Origin of the sequence: Chryseobacterium caseinilyticum (genome assembly GCF_014837145.1) — a bacterium.
GTDB lineage: Bacteria > Bacteroidota > Bacteroidia > Flavobacteriales > Weeksellaceae > Chryseobacterium > Chryseobacterium caseinilyticum.
On sequence record NZ_JACYFS010000004.1, the window covers coordinates 162,843 to 181,585 of the forward strand.

16 protein-coding genes and 1 riboswitch are annotated in these 18,743 nt (G+C 37.4%); of the genes, 3 read left to right on the plus strand and 13 right to left on the minus strand.

Annotated features, from left to right (window positions below):
* Positions 1-35: 35 nt before the first annotated feature.
* From IC610_RS13650 to IC610_RS20025, 4 genes are all read right to left on the minus strand, one after another.
* Positions 36-1,046: a homocysteine S-methyltransferase family protein gene (locus IC610_RS13650; RefSeq protein ID WP_191737367.1), complete on the minus strand. Its 1,011-nt coding sequence runs from the start codon at positions 1,044-1,046 to the stop codon at positions 36-38.
* A gap of 153 nt (positions 1,047-1,199) precedes the next feature.
* On the minus strand, positions 1,200-2,366 hold the full coding sequence (locus IC610_RS13655) for an O-succinylhomoserine sulfhydrylase (protein ID WP_191737368.1): 1,167 nt from the start codon (positions 2,364-2,366) through the stop codon (positions 1,200-1,202).
* A 101-nt stretch (positions 2,367-2,467) separates the two neighbouring features.
* Complete coding sequence (locus IC610_RS20020; RefSeq protein WP_228462929.1) at positions 2,468-4,009, minus strand: ACT domain-containing protein; 1,542 nt, start codon at positions 4,007-4,009, stop codon at positions 2,468-2,470.
* Positions 4,010-4,948, minus strand: a complete 939-nt coding sequence (locus tag IC610_RS20025; protein ID WP_228462930.1) for an alpha/beta fold hydrolase — start codon at positions 4,946-4,948, stop codon at positions 4,010-4,012.
* A 66-nt stretch (positions 4,949-5,014) separates the two neighbouring features.
* Positions 5,015-5,127, minus strand: a riboswitch (SAM riboswitch).
* A 185-nt stretch (positions 5,128-5,312) separates the two neighbouring features.
* On the opposite strand from IC610_RS20025, the gene IC610_RS13665 reads away from it, so the two are divergent.
* Both IC610_RS13665 and IC610_RS13670 read left to right on the plus strand, forming a co-directional pair.
* The gene (locus tag IC610_RS13665) at positions 5,313-7,925 is read left to right on the plus strand and encodes an MGH1-like glycoside hydrolase domain-containing protein (RefSeq protein WP_191737369.1); all 2,613 of its coding nucleotides are present in this window, start codon (positions 5,313-5,315) and stop codon (positions 7,923-7,925) included.
* Between the two features lie 225 nt (positions 7,926-8,150).
* Positions 8,151-9,830, plus strand: a complete 1,680-nt coding sequence (locus IC610_RS13670) for a T9SS type A sorting domain-containing protein (RefSeq protein WP_191737370.1) — start codon at positions 8,151-8,153, stop codon at positions 9,828-9,830.
* Between the two features lie 81 nt (positions 9,831-9,911).
* On the opposite strand, the gene IC610_RS13675 is transcribed toward IC610_RS13670, so the two are convergent.
* The 9 genes from IC610_RS13675 to IC610_RS13715 form a co-directional block, all read right to left on the minus strand.
* The gene (locus IC610_RS13675) at positions 9,912-10,337 is read right to left on the minus strand and encodes an OsmC family protein (RefSeq protein ID WP_191737371.1); all 426 of its coding nucleotides are present in this window, start codon (positions 10,335-10,337) and stop codon (positions 9,912-9,914) included.
* A gap of 96 nt (positions 10,338-10,433) precedes the next feature.
* A complete protein-coding gene (locus IC610_RS13680; RefSeq protein WP_191737372.1) occupies positions 10,434-11,000 on the minus strand; it encodes a YdcF family protein in 567 nt (188 codons plus the stop codon).
* A 27-nt stretch (positions 11,001-11,027) separates the two neighbouring features.
* Positions 11,028-11,528 carry a YegJ family protein gene (locus tag IC610_RS13685; RefSeq protein ID WP_191737373.1) on the minus strand — a complete coding sequence of 167 codons (501 nt, stop codon included), beginning with the start codon at positions 11,526-11,528 and terminating at the stop codon, positions 11,028-11,030.
* Between the two features lie 11 nt (positions 11,529-11,539).
* Entirely contained in the window at positions 11,540-12,862 is a 1,323-nt protein-coding gene (locus IC610_RS13690) for a DUF58 domain-containing protein (RefSeq protein WP_191737374.1), read from the minus strand.
* 6 nt (positions 12,863-12,868) lie between these two features.
* On the minus strand, positions 12,869-13,897 hold the full coding sequence (locus IC610_RS13695; RefSeq protein ID WP_191737375.1) for an AAA family ATPase: 1,029 nt from the start codon (positions 13,895-13,897) through the stop codon (positions 12,869-12,871).
* A 69-nt stretch (positions 13,898-13,966) separates the two neighbouring features.
* A complete protein-coding gene (locus IC610_RS13700; protein WP_191737376.1) occupies positions 13,967-15,124 on the minus strand; it encodes a hypothetical protein in 1,158 nt (385 codons plus the stop codon).
* 15 nt (positions 15,125-15,139) lie between these two features.
* Positions 15,140-15,934, minus strand: a complete 795-nt coding sequence (locus IC610_RS13705) for a DUF4129 domain-containing protein (protein WP_191737377.1) — start codon at positions 15,932-15,934, stop codon at positions 15,140-15,142.
* The gene (locus IC610_RS13710) at positions 15,927-16,889 is read right to left on the minus strand and encodes a DUF4013 domain-containing protein (RefSeq protein WP_191737378.1); all 963 of its coding nucleotides are present in this window, start codon (positions 16,887-16,889) and stop codon (positions 15,927-15,929) included. Before IC610_RS13710 ends, IC610_RS13705 begins: the two co-directional genes overlap by 8 nt.
* Positions 16,873-17,856, minus strand: coding sequence for a stage II sporulation protein M (locus IC610_RS13715; protein WP_056076112.1), 984 nt, complete (start codon positions 17,854-17,856; stop codon positions 16,873-16,875). Before IC610_RS13715 ends, IC610_RS13710 begins: the two co-directional genes overlap by 17 nt.
* Before the next feature lie 27 nt (positions 17,857-17,883).
* On the opposite strand from IC610_RS13715, the gene IC610_RS13720 reads away from it, so the two are divergent.
* Positions 17,884-18,633, plus strand: a complete 750-nt coding sequence (locus IC610_RS13720) for an RDD family protein (protein ID WP_191737379.1) — start codon at positions 17,884-17,886, stop codon at positions 18,631-18,633.
* Positions 18,634-18,743 lie beyond the last annotated feature (110 nt).

Consider the following 18,743-nt stretch of genomic DNA (forward strand, 5'->3'; position numbering starts at 1 on the left):
TTTTATACTCGTTCTAAATTTTCAACAATCAAAAATCATACAAAATCCTTCACTTTTCTCGGCTCGTATTTGTCCACCAAGTCAGCAATGGCTTTGATGTGTTCCGGCGTTGTACCACAGCATCCACCGATGATATTGATCAATCCTTTTTCTACATATTCTTTAATCTGAGCAGCCATCTGATCCGGAGATTCATCGTACTGCCCGAAAGCATTCGGAAGACCAGCATTGGGATAAGCCGAAACGTGGAATTCTGAATTGTGCGCCAGTGTTTCCAAATACGGCGTTAACTGATTGGCTCCCAACGCACAGTTGAATCCAACACTCAGTAAATTCAAATGCGAGACTGAGATCAAAAATGCTTCAGCGGTTTGTCCGCTCAATGTTCTACCTGAGGCATCTGTAATCGTTCCAGAAACCATGATTGGAATTTGAATTCCTCTTTCTTCCTGAATTTCGTCGATGGCAAATAATGCTGCTTTTGCATTCAGTGTATCGAAAATTGTTTCTACTAAAAGAATATCTGAACCACCGTCCAGCAATGCTTCTGACTGTTGTTTGTATGCCAGTCTCAAGTCTTCAAAAGTGATCGCACGGTAACCTGGATCGTTCACGTCCGGACTTAAACTTGCTGTTCTGTTGGTCGGTCCGATAGAGCCAGCCACAAATCTCGGTTTATCAGGATTTTGAGCCGTGAACTCATCACAAACTTTTCTGGCGATCTTCGCAGATTCGTAGTTGAGTTCGTACACCAGATCTTCCATGTGATAATCTGCCATTGCGATGGTTGTTCCGGAAAATGTGTTGGTTTCCAGAATATCGGCGCCGGCGTCCAGATATTTTCTGTGAACTTCTTCAATTGCGTGAGGCTGCGTCAGAGAAAGCAGGTCGTTGTTTCCTTTTACGGGATGTTCCCAGTCTTTGAAACGCTCGCCGCGGTAATCTTCTTCCTCAAATTTGTAACGCTGAAGCATGGTTCCCATTGCTCCGTCAAGAATCAGGATTCTCTCGGAAAGGGCTTTGTATAGTTGTGCTGAATTTTTCATTTTTTTTAATACTAATTACACGAATTATATTCTAATTTTTCTAATTTTTGCGCTGAATCTCTTGCAGCCCGACTTGAACGGAGCTCTTTTTGCCGCAGCGCAGCGGAGGCAAAAAAGCGGGAGTGGAAGGCGGATACAGCTGCCCAAATCATCCTACCCTAACGCCTGCTTCAAATCTGCAATAATATCATCCACATTTTCCAGACCTACCGAGCAGCGAACCAATCCTGCGGTGATTCCCACTTCATTTCTTTCCTCATCAGACAGCTTGGAGTGCGTTGTAGATGCCGGATGCGTCACAATCGTTCGGGTATCGCCCAGATTGGCAGACAGCGAGCACATTTTTATTTTATCTAAAAAGTTTCTGCCACCTTCAATGCCGCCTTTGATTTCGAAAGCGACCACATTTCCACCCAGTTTCATTTGTTTTTTGGCAATCTCATAGCTCGGATGCGATTTTAAAAACGGATATTTTACCAATTCAACATTGGGATGATTTTCTAAAAACTCTGCGACTTTCAATGCATTCTCGCAGTGTCTTTCTACACGGATCGCAAGCGTTTCCAGGCTTTTTGATAAAACCCAAGCATTAAAAGGCGACATTGCAGGACCTGTATTTCTGGCAAAAAGATAAATTTCTCTGATTAAATCTTCTCTGCCAACCGCTACTCCACCCAAAACACGACCCTGACCGTCAATAAGTTTCGTCGCAGAATGAACAACCAGATCAGCTCCGTATTTGATTGGCTGCTGAAGATAAGGCGTCGCAAAACAGTTGTCTACAATGAAAATTAGATTGTGTTTCTTTGCAATCTTACCAAAATATTCCAAGTCTAAAATTTCTATGGCCGGATTGGTAGGTGTTTCCAGATACAGAATTTTTGTATTGGGTCTGATGTAATTTTCTACATTTTCAGAATCTTCGGCTTTGAAATAAGTCGTTTCAATATTCCATTTCGGGAAATACTTTGTGAACAGCGTGTGCGTAGACCCGAAAACCGACTGGCAGCTCACAATGTGATCTCCCGCATTCAGCAATGTTGCAAAGGTAGAGTAAATCGCAGCCATGCCGGTGGCAAAAGCGTACCCAGCTTCTGCGCCTTCCATTTTTACAATTTTATCTGTAAATTCTGTGACGTTCGGATTTGAAAACCGGCTGTACAGATTTTTGGATTTCTCCTCAGCGAAACTCGCTCTCATATCTTCCGCATCCTCAAAAATAAAGCTTGACGTAAGATACAAAGGTGTAGAATGCTCGTCAAACTGGGTTCTCTCAGTTTGAGTTCTTATTGCAAGCGTTTCGAAATTTTCGTTTTCCATAAATTTAATCTAATGTAACAATGTACCAGTTTAACAGTTTACCAATATTTACTGCATTTCACGATTGGTACATTAGTACATCGTTATATTGGTACATTTATTTATTTTGTTTCACTCAATCTTAAAATATCACCAAAAACGCCGCGGGCAGTCACTTTCGCTCCGGCTCCGGCTCCCATGATGACGATTGGGTTTTCACCATAACTTTCGGTGTAGATTTCAAAAATTGAGTCTGAACCTTTCAGTTGTCCTAAAGCTGAAGTTGCAGGAACAGAAATTAATTTCACATCCAGCTTACCTTTTTCTTTCTGTAAATCTCCATGCAGGTCACCAACATATCTTAAAACATGATTCGGCTCCTGATTTTTCTTTATTTTGTCGTATTCTTCATCCAGTTCTTCCAGTCTTGAAAGGAATTCCTGTTTTGAAACTGAAAGCAATGCTTCAGGAACTAAATTTTGAATATTAATGTCACTGAATTCATTAATTAAATCTAATTCTCTCGCCAAAATCAAAAGTTTTCTGGCAACGTCGTTTCCTGATAAATCTTCTCTCGGATCCGGTTCTGTGAAGCCTTTTTCTAAAGCTTCATTTACGATGGTAGAAAATTTATCATCGCGCAAAGAAAAATTATTGAACACATAACTCAATGTTCCAGAGAAAACCCCTTTGATTCTGGTAATATTTTCTCCTGAAAGGTGTAGCAATTTAATTGTATCAATTAGCGGTAAACCTGCACCCACATTGGTTTCGTAAAGATAACGTTTGTTATTTTTGTTCAACGTATATCTTAGTTTACGGTATTCTTCAATCGGAAGTGTATTGAAAATTTTGTTGGATGAAACCAAATCAAATCCATTTTCAGCCAAGGCCTGATAGTTTTTAACGAAGTCTACACTTGCTGTGTTATCTACAACAATCAGGTTTTCAAGCTGATTTTCTTTTGAGAAATTAATTAATTCCTCAACATTTGAAGATTTTTCAGCTGCGAAAACCTCATCGCTCCACGTGTTATCAAATCCTTTTTTATTGAAAGCAATTTTTCTGGAATTCGCCACTGCCACGACTTTCAGGTGAATATTTTTTCTTCTTTTAATTTCTTCGGAAGAATGCAAAACCTGCTCGATTAAAGTTTTCCCAACATTTCCGTGACCGATAATGGCCAGGTGAACCGTTTTTGGTTTCTTGAAAATTTCCGATTCAATGATGTTTTTAGTTTTCTCATCCTGAGAAGAAGTCACCACAATATTGATACGCTTCTCGCTTGAGTTTTGATTCAAAAGCAACGGGAAAACATTGTTTCTCGCCAGTTCTGAAAGTATTTTATTTAAATCATCTGCCACAAAACCAATGACAGACACATTGTTGATGCTGTAAATCTGAGAAACTTTTCCTGATTTTCTTTCGGGAGCAAACTCCTCGATTAGGCAGGTTACTGCTTTTTCAGAGTCGTCTTCGTGTACAAGAATAGACAATCCGTTCTCAACGGCCTGCTGAGAAATCACTCCTACACTGATTCGCGCCAGAGTAAGTGCCTTAAAAACCCTTCCGTCAATCCCGATTTCACCTAAGAAATCTGCTCCCTCAAATTTGATGATTGATCTGTTTTTAAAAAATTTTATTTCGCTTGCATTCGCTTTCATCTACAAAATATTTTTTATGATATAATTTAACTGTTCGTATTCCATTAAAAAGGCGTCGTGCCCGTGAATTGATTTGATCTCGTGATAGAAAACATCGTCTTTCTCAGCTTTCAGCTTAGTAAAACACATTCGGATTTCAGAAGCCGGAAAAAAAAGATCTGTATCTACAGAGATCATGTGCATTCGTGCTTTGATTTTACCTAAATCTTTATCGTTTGCATTGATGTTCATCAGTAAATGGTTCATCAACTGATAAGATTTTAAACTAAATCTTTCGGCAAGCGATTTCCCATGATAATTCAGCCAGTCTTCCGATTCTAACTTTTGTTTGTCCTGATTATATGTATTTTGAAATCTGTCGTTTAAAGACTGTGGTGTTCTGTAGCACAGCATCGCATGAATTCTTGCTTTCTGCAGTGGCTCATCATTTCCGTTTAATAAAAATTTCTGAACCAGACATTGGGCGTGTAACCAATCATGGGTTTTAGAATCACATGCAATCGGAATAAAAAGCTCTGACAGATCAGGATTTTTAGCCAACATTTCCCAGCCAATTCCACCTCCCAGAGAGCCTCCGATAATAGCGTAAACGTTTTTAATATTTAAAATTTCAAGACCTTTCAGAAAAATATTTGCTATGTCTGAAGGCGTGAAATCTGACCAGTCGTCAATTAAAAAATCATCATATCCGTTTCCGGGAATATTGAAACAGAGTACTGTATATTTATTGGTATCAATCACCTGATTTTCACCAATCAACCGTTTCCACCAACCTTTTTCTCCGGCCACGTTTGAATTTCCGGTTAATGCATGATTGATTAAAATGATGGGTGCAGAAAACAGGTCTTGCCCAAAAAGCTGGTAGCTTAATGAGATCTGGTATTCCTTGTGGGAATTGGTTTGATACGGAAAATTAATATGTTGCAGTTCTGTTTTCAATTCTATTATACTTTTTGATAATACAATTTGAAAATGCCATGAGAAATGGCTGAAAAGAACTTCAGTAAGTTATCTGTCCAAAAAATAAAAACTTTTGGTAGAACGTAGCACCTTCTTCGCTTGCGCAAAGGGTTGCTAAGGTTTCACAGGGTCTGTCCCTCAACCTTTCTTGATAACATTTTCAATATGTGAATGATCGAATGATGCAAAGATATATCATTATTTTTAAATACTAAAATAATTTAATTTAACATTCGAAAATACCTTTAATAAAGCATTAATAAACTCTGTTAACAATAATTCAGATAGTAAAAATTGGTTTTCTATCACAAAAAAATTAAATTCGTAAAGAAAAAGGAGCTTTATGAGTGTAGAAAAAGAAAGATTAGACAGTCACGACTGGCAAAACTGGGGACCATACGTAAGCAACAGGCAATGGGGAAATGTGCGTGAAGACTATAGCCCGAACGGTAACGCATGGACTTTCACCAACCACGATATTGCTGAAAGCTATACCTACCGGTGGGGCGAAGAAGGTATTGCGGGAATCTCCGATCACAAACAGCTGCTGTGTTTTGCCCTGTCTTTCTGGAACGGGAAAGACAAAATGGTAAAAGAGAGGTTTTTTGGGCTCAGCAATCCACAGGGGAATCATGGCGAAGATGTGAAAGAGCTTTTTTATTATCTCGACAATACGCCGACTCACAGCTACATGAAAATGCTGTACAAATATCCCATCAACGAATTTCCTTACGATGATATTCTGAATGAAAACGCAAGCCGCAGCAAAAAAGAACGTGAATATGAAATTATAGACACAGGAATTTTTGACAATGATGAATATTTTGACATTTTTATTGAATACTGTAAGGCCGGGAAAAATGATATATTAGTCAGAGTAACCGTACATAACAGAAGTGCAGCGGATGCGCCTCTTACTGTATTGCCTACGCTTTGGTTCAGAAACAACTGGAAGTGGGGTTATAATGAATACAAAGGGCAGCTCAACTCTTATTCAAGCAATCACATCAACATCTACCACGACAGTATTGGTATTAAGAAACTTTATACTAATTCTTCAGGCGAGACTCTTTTCTGCGAAAACGAAACCAACAGACCAAAAGTCTATGGTTGCCCGGAGAAAGAAAACACCTACTACAAAGACGGGATTAACAATTACATCACCAAAAAAGAAGCAACTGTTAATCCTGAAAAACGCGGTTCCAAGGCTGCAATCTCAATTAATAAGATTATCAAAGCCGGTGGATCCGAAGTTTTTGAGTTTAATCTTTCTTCGGAAGAGACAGACAGTCCGTTTGAAAATTTTGATCAGATTTTTGCAGAAAGAATAAGTGAAGCTGATGATTTTTATAAAAACATTCAGGAAGAAATTTTAAATGAAGATGAAAGAAACGTGCAGAGACAGGCTTTTGCAGGTCTTCTCTGGAACAAACAGTTCTATCACTACAACGTTGGAAAATGGCTTAAAGGAGATCCAAATTTTGAAGCTCCAAGAAATTTTAACGACTACGTAAGAAATGTGGAATGGGATCATCTTCACAACAAAGATATTATCTCCATGCCCGACAAGTGGGAATATCCCTGGTATGCAACGTGGGATCTGGCATTCCATTGCGTTCCTTATGCTATTATTGACGCTAATTTTGCAAAAAACCAATTACTCCTGCTTACCAAAGAATGGTACATGCATCCCAACGGACAGATGCCTGCCTATGAATGGAACCTGAGTGATGTAAATCCACCCGTTCATGCCTGGTCCTGCTTCAGGGTATTTAAAATTGATGAAAAACATAACGGGAAACCCGATCTCCTGTTTTTGGAAAAAGTATTCCAGAAGCTGCTTCTGAATTTCACATGGTGGGTGAACCGTAAGGATAAAAACGGTAAAAATATTTTTGGCGGAGGATTTTTAGGCCTTGATAACATCGGTGCTTTCGACCGGAATATGGAACTCAGAGACGGCGAACATCTTGAGCAGGCCGATGGTACAAGCTGGATGGCAATGTACGCACTCAACATGATGAGAATGGCGATGGAACTGGCTCAGTATTATCAGGTTTATGAAGATATGGCCATTAAGTTTTTCGAGCATTACCTCTATATTGCCGAGGCTATGGAAAATCTTGGTGAGGGCACAAAAGGTCTGTGGAACGAGGAAGACGGCTTTTTCTACGATGTTTTACAGTTACAGAACGGCGATTCAGTATCGCTGAGACTGAGAAGTATTGTGGGATTAATTCCTTTATTTGCCGTAGAAATTATTGACCATCATCTCCTTGAAAAAATGCCGAATTTCCAGGGAAGAATGGAATGGATTCTTAAAAACAAACCAGAACTCGCAAAACTGGTTTCTCACTGGGATGAGGAGGGTCACGGCCGTAAACATTTAATGAGCATTGTAAGAAGAACCAGACTGACCAAAGTGCTGAGCAGAATGCTTGACCAGAAAGAGTTTCTTAGCGATTACGGTATCCGCGCAATGTCGAAAGTTTATGAGGAAAATCCATTTATTTTTTCTGTTCACGGCACCGAAAATGTAGTTTATTATACTCCTGCAGAAAGCGACAGCCGAATGTTTGGAGGAAATAGTAACTGGCGCGGACCAATTTGGTTTCCTATCAACTTTTTGATTGTGGAAAGTCTTCAGCGTTTTCATTTTTACTACGGCAACAGCCTGAAAGTTGAATTCCCGACAGGAAGCGGAGAAAAGAAAAATCTTGACGAAGTGGCACAGGATATCAGCCACAGACTTTGCTCGATATTCCTTAAAGATGAAAACGGAAGAAGAGCTTTCAACGGAGATTACGACAAATTTAATTTTGATGAAAATTTCAAGGATTACATTACATTTTTTGAATATTTCCATGGTGACAACGGCCGCGGCGTGGGAGCTTCGCATCAGACAGGATGGACGGCTACCGTGGCGAAACTTTTGAAACCGAGATTGAATTTTTAATTTAAATCAATTTCTTATCAAATTTTAAATCCTCTTTCAGTTATGAGAGAGGATTTTCTGTATTTAAATCTTATGAAAATAATTTTTAACTGTTATCATTTTAGATTTAGACACCCAATCATCGATTACACGAAAAATAACAATAAGTGAATTATTTTATTAAAATAGAAAAATTATCGCAAAACAATTGTTATATTAGCACCAACAATCTTCTAAATACTATTTATGAAAACAAAACTACTTCCTGTTGTTGGATTTCTTGTGTCCAGCATGTTTGTTAATTCTTTACAAGCTCAGGAATACCAGCCGATCCCATTATCTGGCTTTAATGCTGATGTAATTGCAAACGGTGTTGGAACCTCAGCAACGTCTACAAATAATGATGTAGACGGAGTAAGCTACAATTTCATATCAAGAGACTTTCAGCTGACAGCAACAAGCACTCCACTCACCTATGGCTTACCTACAAACGGAATTATAACTACTGCTGCAGCTTCAACAGCCGGACTTCAGTATCAGCTTGCTCCTTACAGCTCCAATAATTCTCTCAGATTAGAAACTGCTGGCAGTACAGGAACATTAACACTGTCTACTCCCACAGCAGCATTAGGTTTATATATGCTGGCAACTGGTGGTAGCGGAGCGTGTACAGTAGATGTTACAGTAAACTTTTCTGACACTACAACCCAAACTTTTACAGGATTAAGTATTTCAGACTGGTATGGAGGTAGTAATTATGCAATTCAGGGAATCGGAAGAATTAATAGAACCAATGACAATCTGGAATCCGGAAACGGTACAAATCCACGACTTTATCAGATTCCTTTGGCGATTTCCGCGGCCAATCAGTCAAAACTTATTCAAAGTATTATGGTAACTAAAACCGGAACAGGCGGAATACCTAATATTTTTGCTTTCTCAGCCGATCTGTATACAAGTTGCCCTGCTCCTACAAATTTTACTTCTACTACCACAATGAATGGTGCTTCCATTAACTGGACAGCTCCCTCAACGGCTCCTTCAGCAGGCTATCAATACTATCTGACAACTTCTTCCACTGCACCTACAGCAACAACAACACCTACAGGAAGTGTTGCAGCAGGAACTACATCACTCACTTTACCCGGACTTCAAACCGGACAGACTTACAACCTCTGGGTACGTTCAAACTGTGGCACATTACAGGGATTCTGGAAAATGACCAGCTTTACGACCGGACAGATTTCAGTTACTTACACAGCAGGTGATATTAATACAGAATATAATAGTACAGGCTTAGATACTACCAGCACAACCAGTTGCCCGGGAACTATGTCTATTACAATTCCTGCCGGATACAAAATTAATTCAACAAGCGTATCTTACAATATGTCTACCGCAGGCAACGGATGGATGTCTGAACAAAAAAGTATTTTGGTTTGTTCTACCAATGGAAATACAGAGTCTGCCATATCCTCTGGAAGCGGTAGTAACACGGGAACATTTTCTTATAACAGAACAGGCCTGGCACTTGCTAATGATCTCACAGGAACAGTAAATTTTGATCTTCGCACATGGAGAACGTACGGTGGATCAGGATGTTCTCCAGATTACAATAAGGTAGACAACAATACCTGGAAAGTAACCGTTACCTTGGCGGCTCTTCCTCAACTGGCAACCGCCGAAACCCAAAATAAGACAAAAGAAATTTCTGCATATCCTAACCCTTTTCAGAATGTTTTGAATATTAAAAATCATGAAAACATCAGAAAAATAACAATCACTGATTTCTCAGGAATTGCTGTAAAAAGTATTGATAAACCATCTTCTTCAATTCAGTTATCTGATTTAAAAGCCGGCGTTTATATCCTTACTTCAATTATGAATGACGGTTCTGTAAAGAGCATGAAAATTATTAAAAAATAGATTTTCTTACAAAAGATAAAATCCGTTCTGCAAAACAGAACGGATTTTTTTATGCTGAATAATCTGATTTATCCGGTTTTTTTACGAAGTTACCTTTTCTCCATTCACAAAAACTTCGTAGCTGATTTCCACATTCGGTTCGAGTGTTTTTGAGACGGAGCAGTATTTTTCAAAAGATAATTCCGAAGCTTTTAAGGCTTTTTTAGGATCGATATTTCCTTCCAGAAAGAATTTTACTACCATTGATTTAAAAGGTTTTGCATCGTCTACAGGAATTCTTTCACCTTCAACTTCAGCTTTAAAATCTGTAATTTCCTGTCTCTGTTTTTTTAAAATTGAAACTACATCAATTCCGCTGCATCCTGCAACTGCCATCATCACGCTTTCCATGGGAGAAACTCCTTTGGCTCCGGGCTGTGAAGTATTATCTAAAAGAATTGAATTTCCCTGACTGTTGGTACATTCAAATAAAAAATCGTTGTTGATTCGGTTGAGAGTTATTTTCATGAGTAATGAGTAATGAGTAATGAGTAATGAGTAATGAGTAATGAGTAATGAGTAATGAGTGTAAAATTACAAAATCAATTTTGAAATTTTCATTTATTAAAGCAATTCTGCGTAAAAACCGAAAAACTCTCTGATAACAGAATAGAAATCCCGAAGTTCGAAATAATTCGGGCTTGAACTTTCAATATTTTTAAAATGATGTTTTCTAAACAATTGCTTTGTTCTGGTTTGATGAAAATACTGCGAAACAGAAATCGCACTTTTCATATTTAGACTGTCCATGATTCTAATAGAATTTTCGACCGTTTTCTCTGTATCATTTCCATAATTATCAACAATTATTTTATCTGAAGGAATATTTTTAGATTCTAAATATTCTTTCATTTTATCTCCTTCCCAGAAACCTTCCTTTCCAAATCCGCCGCTTACTATAATTTTATCGATACGCTTTGCACTGTACAACTCAACGCTTTTATTGAGTCTGGCTTTCAGCCTTTTGGAAACAGTTCCATCGGTATTTATTTTATTTCCAAGGACAATGGCTACATCAGCATTTTGATTTTTATCTCTCAAACCATCGTAAATAATCAACACAGAATGAATAAGAAACCACAAAATGAGAACGCCAATAATTCTTTTAAACAGTTTGCAAGCCTTTTTCATTATTAATAGTAATCAATGAATATGAAATTATTCGTAAATCAAACCGCCAACATCCATCTGTTTTTTCTCTTCATGGGTTAACGATTTTCGTAAAACTTTAACGGTGTAACCTCCTTTTACAATATTTTTATTGTGATACATCCAATCCGACAGATTATAGATATCTACATCAACAGTATCACCCAGCTTAACACCAATTTGTTCGTAAGGTTCATTTTGAATCACACCTTTATATTTACCATTTTTAAACGTAATATCGCCAATCCAAATGTGTTCACCGTTATTATCCGGCAAATCAAATCTTTGTTTGATTGTAAAATTTGAATAATTTGGATTTTTGCTTAAAAGGGCTGTGTGAAATTCTTTTTCAAACGTCTTTTTAGCATTTTCAATAGCAGAATTCATCTCGTCATCTTCAGATTTCACGAGAACTACAGGCGGTTCGCCTTCTCTTTCAATTCGCTCTTTCTTCTCCTGACAACCCACTGTAATAAAAGCAATTACGGCAATAATATATATGTTTTTCATATGATTTAATTTTATAAAATTCCTCTCGCTTTAATCTCAAGATACTTATTAATCACCTCAATATTTAGATTTTCGGGAAGGGTATAGACAGAGAAAATTCCGTATTTTCTGAGTTCCTGAATGATGAGTTTCTTTTCAAATTCAAATTTTTCGGCGATAATCTGGTCGTAGACTTCCTGAGTGTTTTCAGGCTTTTTGTCGATCAGCTGATGAAGTTCAGAATTTTTAAAGAAAACAACCACGAGAAGATGGTTTTTTGCAATTCCGCGTAGGTATTTCATCTGGCGGTTGAGGCCGTCCAAAGTTTCAAAATTGGTAAAAAGCAAAACAAGACTTCTCTGATTTAATGAAAATTTCACATCCCGATACAGCCTGTTGAAATCACTTTCAAAAAAATCGGTTTTCACATTGTACAAAGCTTCGGAAATCTTTCTGAGCTGACCCGATTTGTTATCTGCAGCAACTTTGTTTTCTGCTTTTTTAGAGAAAGTCATCATTCCCGCACGGTCACTTTTCTTTAAAATAATATGAGACAACGCCATTGATGCATTGATGGAATAATCGAGCAAACTCAAACCTTTGAAAGGCATTTTCATCGTCCTTCCTTTGTCAATGATCATGAAAATGCGCTGCGATTTTTCATCCTGAAACTGATTTACCATCAGCCGGTTGGTTTTGGAAGTCGCTTTCCAGTTTACGGTACGGATGTCATCGCCAGGAACGTATTCTTTGATCTGCTCAAATTCCATCGTGTGACCCAGCTTTCTGATTTTTTTGATTCCACCCAAAAGGACTTCATTCTGTAAAGCCATCAGCTCATATTTTCTCAGATGAATAAACGAAGGGTACGCCGCAAGCATCGCATCTTTCTGAAATCTGAATCTCCTGGCCACAAATCCCAAAGGTGAAGATGCATAGACGTTGAGTGCTCCAAAACTGTACTCACCTCTTTCCTTTGGCTCCAAAATATATTGAAAATAAGCATTTTTACCGCTTTCAATCTGTTTTTTAATTAAAAAGTCCCGCTTCTGAAACTGAAATGGTATTTCATCGATAACGTTGACATTAACTTTAAAAATGTAATTATTTCTAAGGTCGATCTTCACGGGATTTTCATCGCCGTTGGAAAGTTTTTCAGGTAAAATTCTCTGTGCCGAAATATTTTCTTTTCTGCTGAATAGAAAAAGGTATTCTACCATAGCCGCAAGAAAAACGAGCAGCAGTAAAACATGCGCCACCATCATCATCCACGGAAAGAAGAATGCAAAAATATACACAATGCCTACCACAATGAGTGCAAGAAAAAAACGCGTATGGATGTAGAGATTTTTCATTAAAACTTATCTCGGAATTTCAATTCCTTCCAATATCTGTCTGATAATTTCGTCCGCAGTAAGGCCTTCCATTTCCCTTTCCGGAGAAACTATGACACGGTGTCTTAAAACAGCAAAACTCGCTTCTTTGATGTCTTCCGGAGTAACAAAATCTCTTCCACGCAAAGCTGCAAATGCCTTTGAAGCCGTAAGCAGTGCCAGACTCGCTCTCGGGGACGCTCCGAGATACAGAAACTGATTTTCTCTGGTATTTGAAATAATTTTAGCAATGTATTCTATCAGCTGAGATTCTACAACAATCTGTTTTACCAGATTCTGATAAGTTTTCAGCTGACTTGCTGTAAGAACTTTATCAATTCCTTCGGTTTTGTCTTCAACACGGCTTTCGTGCTGGTTTTTGATGATGGTAATTTCCTGCTCAAGATTGGGATAACCTACATTGATTTTAAACAGAAAACGGTCCAGCTGAGCTTCCGGCAGACGGTAAGTTCCTTCATGCTCAATCGGATTTTGGGTGGCGATGACGATGAAAGGTTCATCCATTTGATAACGGGTTCCGTCCATTGTGATCTGTCTTTCCTCCATTACCTCAAACAATGCAGACTGCGTTTTTGCGGGCGATCTGTTGATTTCATCAATCAAAACAAAACTTGAAAAAATGGGTCCTTTTTTAAATTCAAACTCAGTATTTTTAACGTTGAAAACTGATGTTCCTAAAATATCCGAAGGCATCAGATCTGGTGTGAACTGAATTCTGCTGAAATCTACATCAATGGTTTTTGCCAGTAATTTTGCCGTTATGGTTTTTGCCACTCCCGGAACACCTTCAATCAGGACATGACCGTTGGAGAGCAGTGCTGCAAGCAAATGTTCGATCATATCTTCCTGACCCACAATTACTTTCCCAATTTCAGATTTTACTTTTTGCAGGCTGTTTTTAAGATCGATCATATCGATTCTCAATTCAAAGTTGCTGTCTTCTTTCTGCAGGTTGATGCCTGTGTTTTCTGTATTTTGATTTTCAATGTTTTCCATTGTTTGTTTTTTTTTATTGTTTTAAATCAGATCAAAGGATTTTAAAACCTGTGATTTAATTTTTTATAATTATTTTAATATCTCATCCAGCAATTCATTCATTCTCAACAGATCTTCTTTCATTACCGATGCGTACGGATCCTGAGCTTTCCTGATTAAAATGATTGCTTCATTTATCTTATCTTCACTTCTTCCAGTTTTCAGCTGAAGTTTTTTTGCAAATTCATCATCCAGATTCTGTGTATCTATCAAAAGATCGATCCGCACTTTATGAAGAAAATACTGCGCTTTTTTGGCCATCATCTCATGGAAATCCCCTTCCTGCATGTAGAGATTCCCGATGCTTTTCACAAAATCTACAGAAGAATTTTTTAACGGATCAATTACAGGAACGATTCTCTGTTTTCTTTTAGCATTAAAGAAAATGAATAAAAGCATTCCTCCAAGCAAAAGCCACCAAGCATATTTCAGAGCCGGATTGCTGAAAATAAACCTCATAAAAAACTGCGACTTTTCACTTTTTTTATCTGAAAACCAGAGCGTTTCTCTGTCCGGAAGATAAGAAAATACATCCTGTGCGTAATGTACATTTTCTCTTTTCATGAGATAATAATTGGTGAGAAAAAGCGGTTCTGAATGTACATAAAAATGACCTTTGCCGAATTTAGCTTTGATAAAACCAGCCTGATCTTCTGATCCTTCAGATATAATTTTACCTAAAATTTCTATTTCAGGTTTAATAAATGTAAAACCACGGCCTCCCGGAAATTTGTCTATTTTAACAAAACTGTTTGAGAATTTTTTGTCTGTGAGTTTCAATACATTGCTTTCGGAATAAGAAAAATTTGAAGTATAAAAACCAATGCTGTCTGAAATATCCTTTGGAATGTGCTGATTGATAATCATAGCATCAGAACCCTTAGTTACTTCGTCCATGATTTTCGTCCATGATTCATAATCAAGTTCAGACTCTAAAACGAAAATGTTATGAGGCTTTTCGTCTGAATTTTCATAATAATCATAAGGATTTTCTGAAATTTTCCTGAGTTTATCTTTAAATAAAAATTTCGCCTCATGATCAAAAATATAAAGACCAAAGGGTGATTTTCTGGAGGTTTCAAAATTTTTGCGCCAGTCTGTAACTTCCTTTTTATTGATTTCAAGCAACGCTATGACCGCCAGAATGATGGCGAAAATTACAGCATATATTTTGAATGTCTTGTTCATCTTTTAAATTCTGATTTACGGTTTGAATGACTGAAACTGCTCTTTAAATTTAAGGTAAGAATTGTGATCTACACCAAACTCGCCGTACCAGATGTAATCGAAAATCAAAGCCAGATCAGAGAATCGGTTCTTCAGATTTTCATCTTTTATTTCGTAACTGTAATCTTTATTTGTTTTCTCGGGATTCCACGAAATTATTTTTTTATCACTGAGTTTTTTCAGAATTAAAAGGAAATGATACCGCACCGCCAGACGGTATTCTGCAGAATTTTCAAACTTTGCGATGGTATCTGCAAAATTAATTTCATGAATATTTTCGTGCAGATCTTCCTCTTTAATGTCGACAGCTGAATTTTTCTTTCCAAAAAAGCCTATGTTTTTACCAATCAGAAATCTGATTAAAAAATAGATGATAAATCCTGCTAAAATAATAGCGAATATCCTGAGAAGAATTTTACCAAAACTGAAAGATGAATTCAGATTACTGCCGAAAATACCGTTAAAGAAACGGTCAACCTTCCGCATCAGTCTGTCCCAGAAAGATTCTTGGGGTTTTACAGTTTCGTAATTGAAGTCTTCATCTGTGTATCTTGACGGAATATTTTCTTTAAATTTTCTGCTGTAAACAGTATTTTCGGTTTGTGGTCTTTCTTTAAGCAAAGAGTCTGAAGCCAGCATTCCGTCAAACGGACTTTCATCATCAATCATTTGCTCTACAGAATCAGTTTCCATGTAGACAGAATCGTAATCCTGCGCTTCTGCAAGATTTATAAGAATAAAAACGCTTAAAAATGTGACGAGCTTATGCATTCAGACCAATGGTATCAATTTCTTCCATTTCCAGTTTCTGGTGCAGATCTCTCCGGCTGTCGAAGTACAGCAAACCTGAATTTATGTAGAGAACATTCATTAATAAAGAAGACAAAACGATTGAAATCCCATAAATAACCATGATGACCGCACCAAAGCCTCCTGCAAAAGGATTCTGTTCAAAATTATTATCAGAAGTTGAAACAGCAAGTCTCATCATCAGAATAACCATCGGAATTGCTGTGAAAATTGTTGTAATTACATAATACAAAACAAAAAGGATGATGGCAGATCCCCAGTATTTCCAGTACGGTGTTTTTTCTCTTCCGTTTGAATACGAAAACTGAGATCTGATGGCATAACTTAAACTTTCAAAGAAACCACGGTCGGTATAAATGAAATCGTAAACTAAAAAAGTGATGGCGTTGAAAAGTGTGGGAACCACAAAAATCAATACAGGAATTCCAATAAAAACTAAAACCATGGCATACGAAAGAGCAATAAGCACGAATGCCGCTGGAATGACAAGAAGTATCAAGCCAAAATATAATTGAATAAGCTTTTTTGAATGTGTTTTCAGATCAGAAATGATATCTTCTACACTCACCTCTTTCTGCCCGCCGGCGATGCGTTTTACATAAAATACTGGATAGAGAAGATTCAGCATCATCAGAAAAGAATAGATGATCATGATAACAATTCCGGTAATGATCACCAACCCAAGATTATCTTCGAAATATCTTTCAAAATAATAACTCTGACCCGAGAGATTTCCGTTGAAAAACTGTCCTAAAAATTCCTTAAAACCGAAATACATCACAAGTACCAAAAGAATGAGCATCATTCCGTTGATGAGAATAAAATTTTTAAAATAATTCTTCCCGTTTGATTTGAAGAATGCAAAACTGTCGGTGATAAAAGTTCCGAAGTCGCGTTTTTTATAGAATGTGATCATTCGCTAAGAGGTTTTGCTGTTTTGCAACATAGTTGGGATAAATAAGATAGTAGCCACCAATCAAAATAAGTGAACCTACAATGATAAGAAGATTTAAGGCCAAAGGCATATTCAAAGCGTGTCTGGTTACATAACCTTCGATAATTCCGGCACAGATGGTGAACGGCACCGTACTCAAAAATATTTTAAATGAATCTTTGAAACCTTTTTTAAGCGAGTTAAACCTCGAAAGTGTTTTGGGAAAAAGGATGGATGCTCCTAAAATCAATCCGCACATCGCCTCAATAATCATGGAGAAAATCTCAAAAGTACCATGAAGCCAGATTCCTTTTGCGCTGTCTGCCAAGGCTCCGTAATCATAGAAAAAATACTGAAAAGAGCCCAGCATTACGCAGTTGGAAAGATAAACAAACAGAGTTCCTACACCTGCAAAAAGACCAAAAAGATAAAGTTTTGCACCCACCTGAATATTATTAAACACAATTCCTATGGTGCTTCCCCAGGTTGAGCCGCTCTGGTAAACGCCCACTGCATTTTTGTTCTTAATATTTTCAACAGTCATATTTACATAATCTTCACCCAGAATTACATTGACAAATTCTTTATCATAAACCGCGGAAATCAGTCCAATACAGGTAAATAGGAGAAAAAAAGCAAAGGCATAACCAAGATATCTTCGGTACTGGTGCACAAGCAGAGGAACTTCAGTAGAAAAAAAGTAGAAAAGTCTGTTCTGCTCTACCCTTTTGGTCTTGTAAATCTTTTGATAGATCTGCGAAGAAAGGTGATTGAGATAAACCACCGTATTGCTTTTAGGGTAATAAGTCTGGGCAAAAGACAGGTCGTTGATGAGATTGATGTACAGAGATGAGAGCTCATCAGGATTTTTTTTCAATTTACCCTGAATAACCTCCTCTATTCCCAACCATTTTTCTTTATTTTGTTTGATGAAATAAACTTCTCTCATAATTGTAAAGCTAAAATAATAAAAAATATGTCTCAAATTGCGATAAATACATCACAAAATGTTAATATTAATTTTAACATATCCAATATTGGTGAAAGATTTCTGGCATTTCTTATCGATGGCGCAATCCGGTTAGCATATCTTTTTCTGATATACTACTTTTTGTTTGATTTTTTTAACCTCAGCAGATACCTGATGGGGCTTGATTCATGGTCTCAGAGAGCGATTCAGCTTGTTGTAGCGTTTCCGGCATCTGTTTATCCTGTGGTGATGGAAAGTCTGATGGAAGGGCAAACTCCCGGAAAACGGGTGATGAAAATCAGAGTCGTGAAAATCGACGGTTACCAGGCAAGCTTCGGAGATTACCTTATCCGTTGGGTATTTAGAATTATCGATGTTACCTTTTTGGGAATTGTAGGTCTCATTTCTGCTATTGCAACCAAAAACAACCAACGTTTGGGTGATATCGCAGCCGGCACTGCTGTGATTTCCTTAAAAAATAACATTAATATTTCCCACACCATTCTCGAGAAGCTTCAGGATGACTATATTCCGACATTCCCACAGGTGATTGCTTTAAGTGATAACGATATGAGAATTATTAAAGACAATTTCCTTAAAGCTTTAAAAATTGATGACAGACAGGTGATCACCAAACTTTCAGACAAAATAAAAAGCATTCTGAAACTCGAAATCGATCCTCAGCAAATGACGGAAAGACAGTTTATTGGTGTGGTGATCAAGGATTATAATTTTTACACCGGAAGAGAGAGTTAGTCAGTTTTGTGTCTTGAATTAAATCTATAATCAATTTTAAGTCAATCACAATTGATTTTCTCAGAACTTTCTCGGTTCAGTTTTTGTTGGTTCTCAGTTAAATTTAAAAG

Excerpts from the sequence above, each read along its gene's own strand:
- IC610_RS13705 (WP_191737377.1), bottom strand. The coding sequence starts at position 15,934 with ATGCATAAGCTCGTCACATTTTTAAGCGTTTTTATTCTTATAAATCTT.
- IC610_RS13685 (WP_191737373.1), bottom strand. The coding sequence starts at position 11,528 with ATGAAAAACATATATATTATTGCCGTAATTGCTTTTATTACAGTGGGT.
- IC610_RS13665 (WP_191737369.1), top strand. The coding sequence starts at position 5,313 with ATGAGTGTAGAAAAAGAAAGATTAGACAGTCACGACTGGCAAAACTGG.
- IC610_RS13695 (WP_191737375.1), bottom strand. The coding sequence starts at position 13,897 with ATGGAAAACATTGAAAATCAAAATACAGAAAACACAGGCATCAACCTG.
- IC610_RS13675 (WP_191737371.1), bottom strand. The coding sequence starts at position 10,337 with ATGAAAATAACTCTCAACCGAATCAACAACGATTTTTTATTTGAATGT.
- IC610_RS13680 (WP_191737372.1), bottom strand. The coding sequence starts at position 11,000 with ATGAAAAAGGCTTGCAAACTGTTTAAAAGAATTATTGGCGTTCTCATT.
- IC610_RS13710 (WP_191737378.1), bottom strand. The coding sequence starts at position 16,889 with ATGATCACATTCTATAAAAAACGCGACTTCGGAACTTTTATCACCGAC.
- IC610_RS13690 (WP_191737374.1), bottom strand. The coding sequence starts at position 12,862 with ATGAAAAATCTCTACATCCATACGCGTTTTTTTCTTGCACTCATTGTG.
- IC610_RS13655 (WP_191737368.1), bottom strand. The coding sequence starts at position 2,366 with ATGGAAAACGAAAATTTCGAAACGCTTGCAATAAGAACTCAAACTGAG.
- IC610_RS13715 (WP_056076112.1), bottom strand. The coding sequence starts at position 17,856 with ATGAGAGAAGTTTATTTCATCAAACAAAATAAAGAAAAATGGTTGGGA.
- IC610_RS13670 (WP_191737370.1), top strand. The coding sequence starts at position 8,151 with ATGAAAACAAAACTACTTCCTGTTGTTGGATTTCTTGTGTCCAGCATG.
- IC610_RS13650 (WP_191737367.1), bottom strand. The coding sequence starts at position 1,046 with ATGAAAAATTCAGCACAACTATACAAAGCCCTTTCCGAGAGAATCCTG.
- IC610_RS13720 (WP_191737379.1), top strand. The coding sequence starts at position 17,884 with ATGTCTCAAATTGCGATAAATACATCACAAAATGTTAATATTAATTTT.
- IC610_RS13700 (WP_191737376.1), bottom strand. The coding sequence starts at position 15,124 with ATGAACAAGACATTCAAAATATATGCTGTAATTTTCGCCATCATTCTG.
- IC610_RS20020 (WP_228462929.1), bottom strand. The coding sequence starts at position 4,009 with ATGAAAGCGAATGCAAGCGAAATAAAATTTTTTAAAAACAGATCAATC.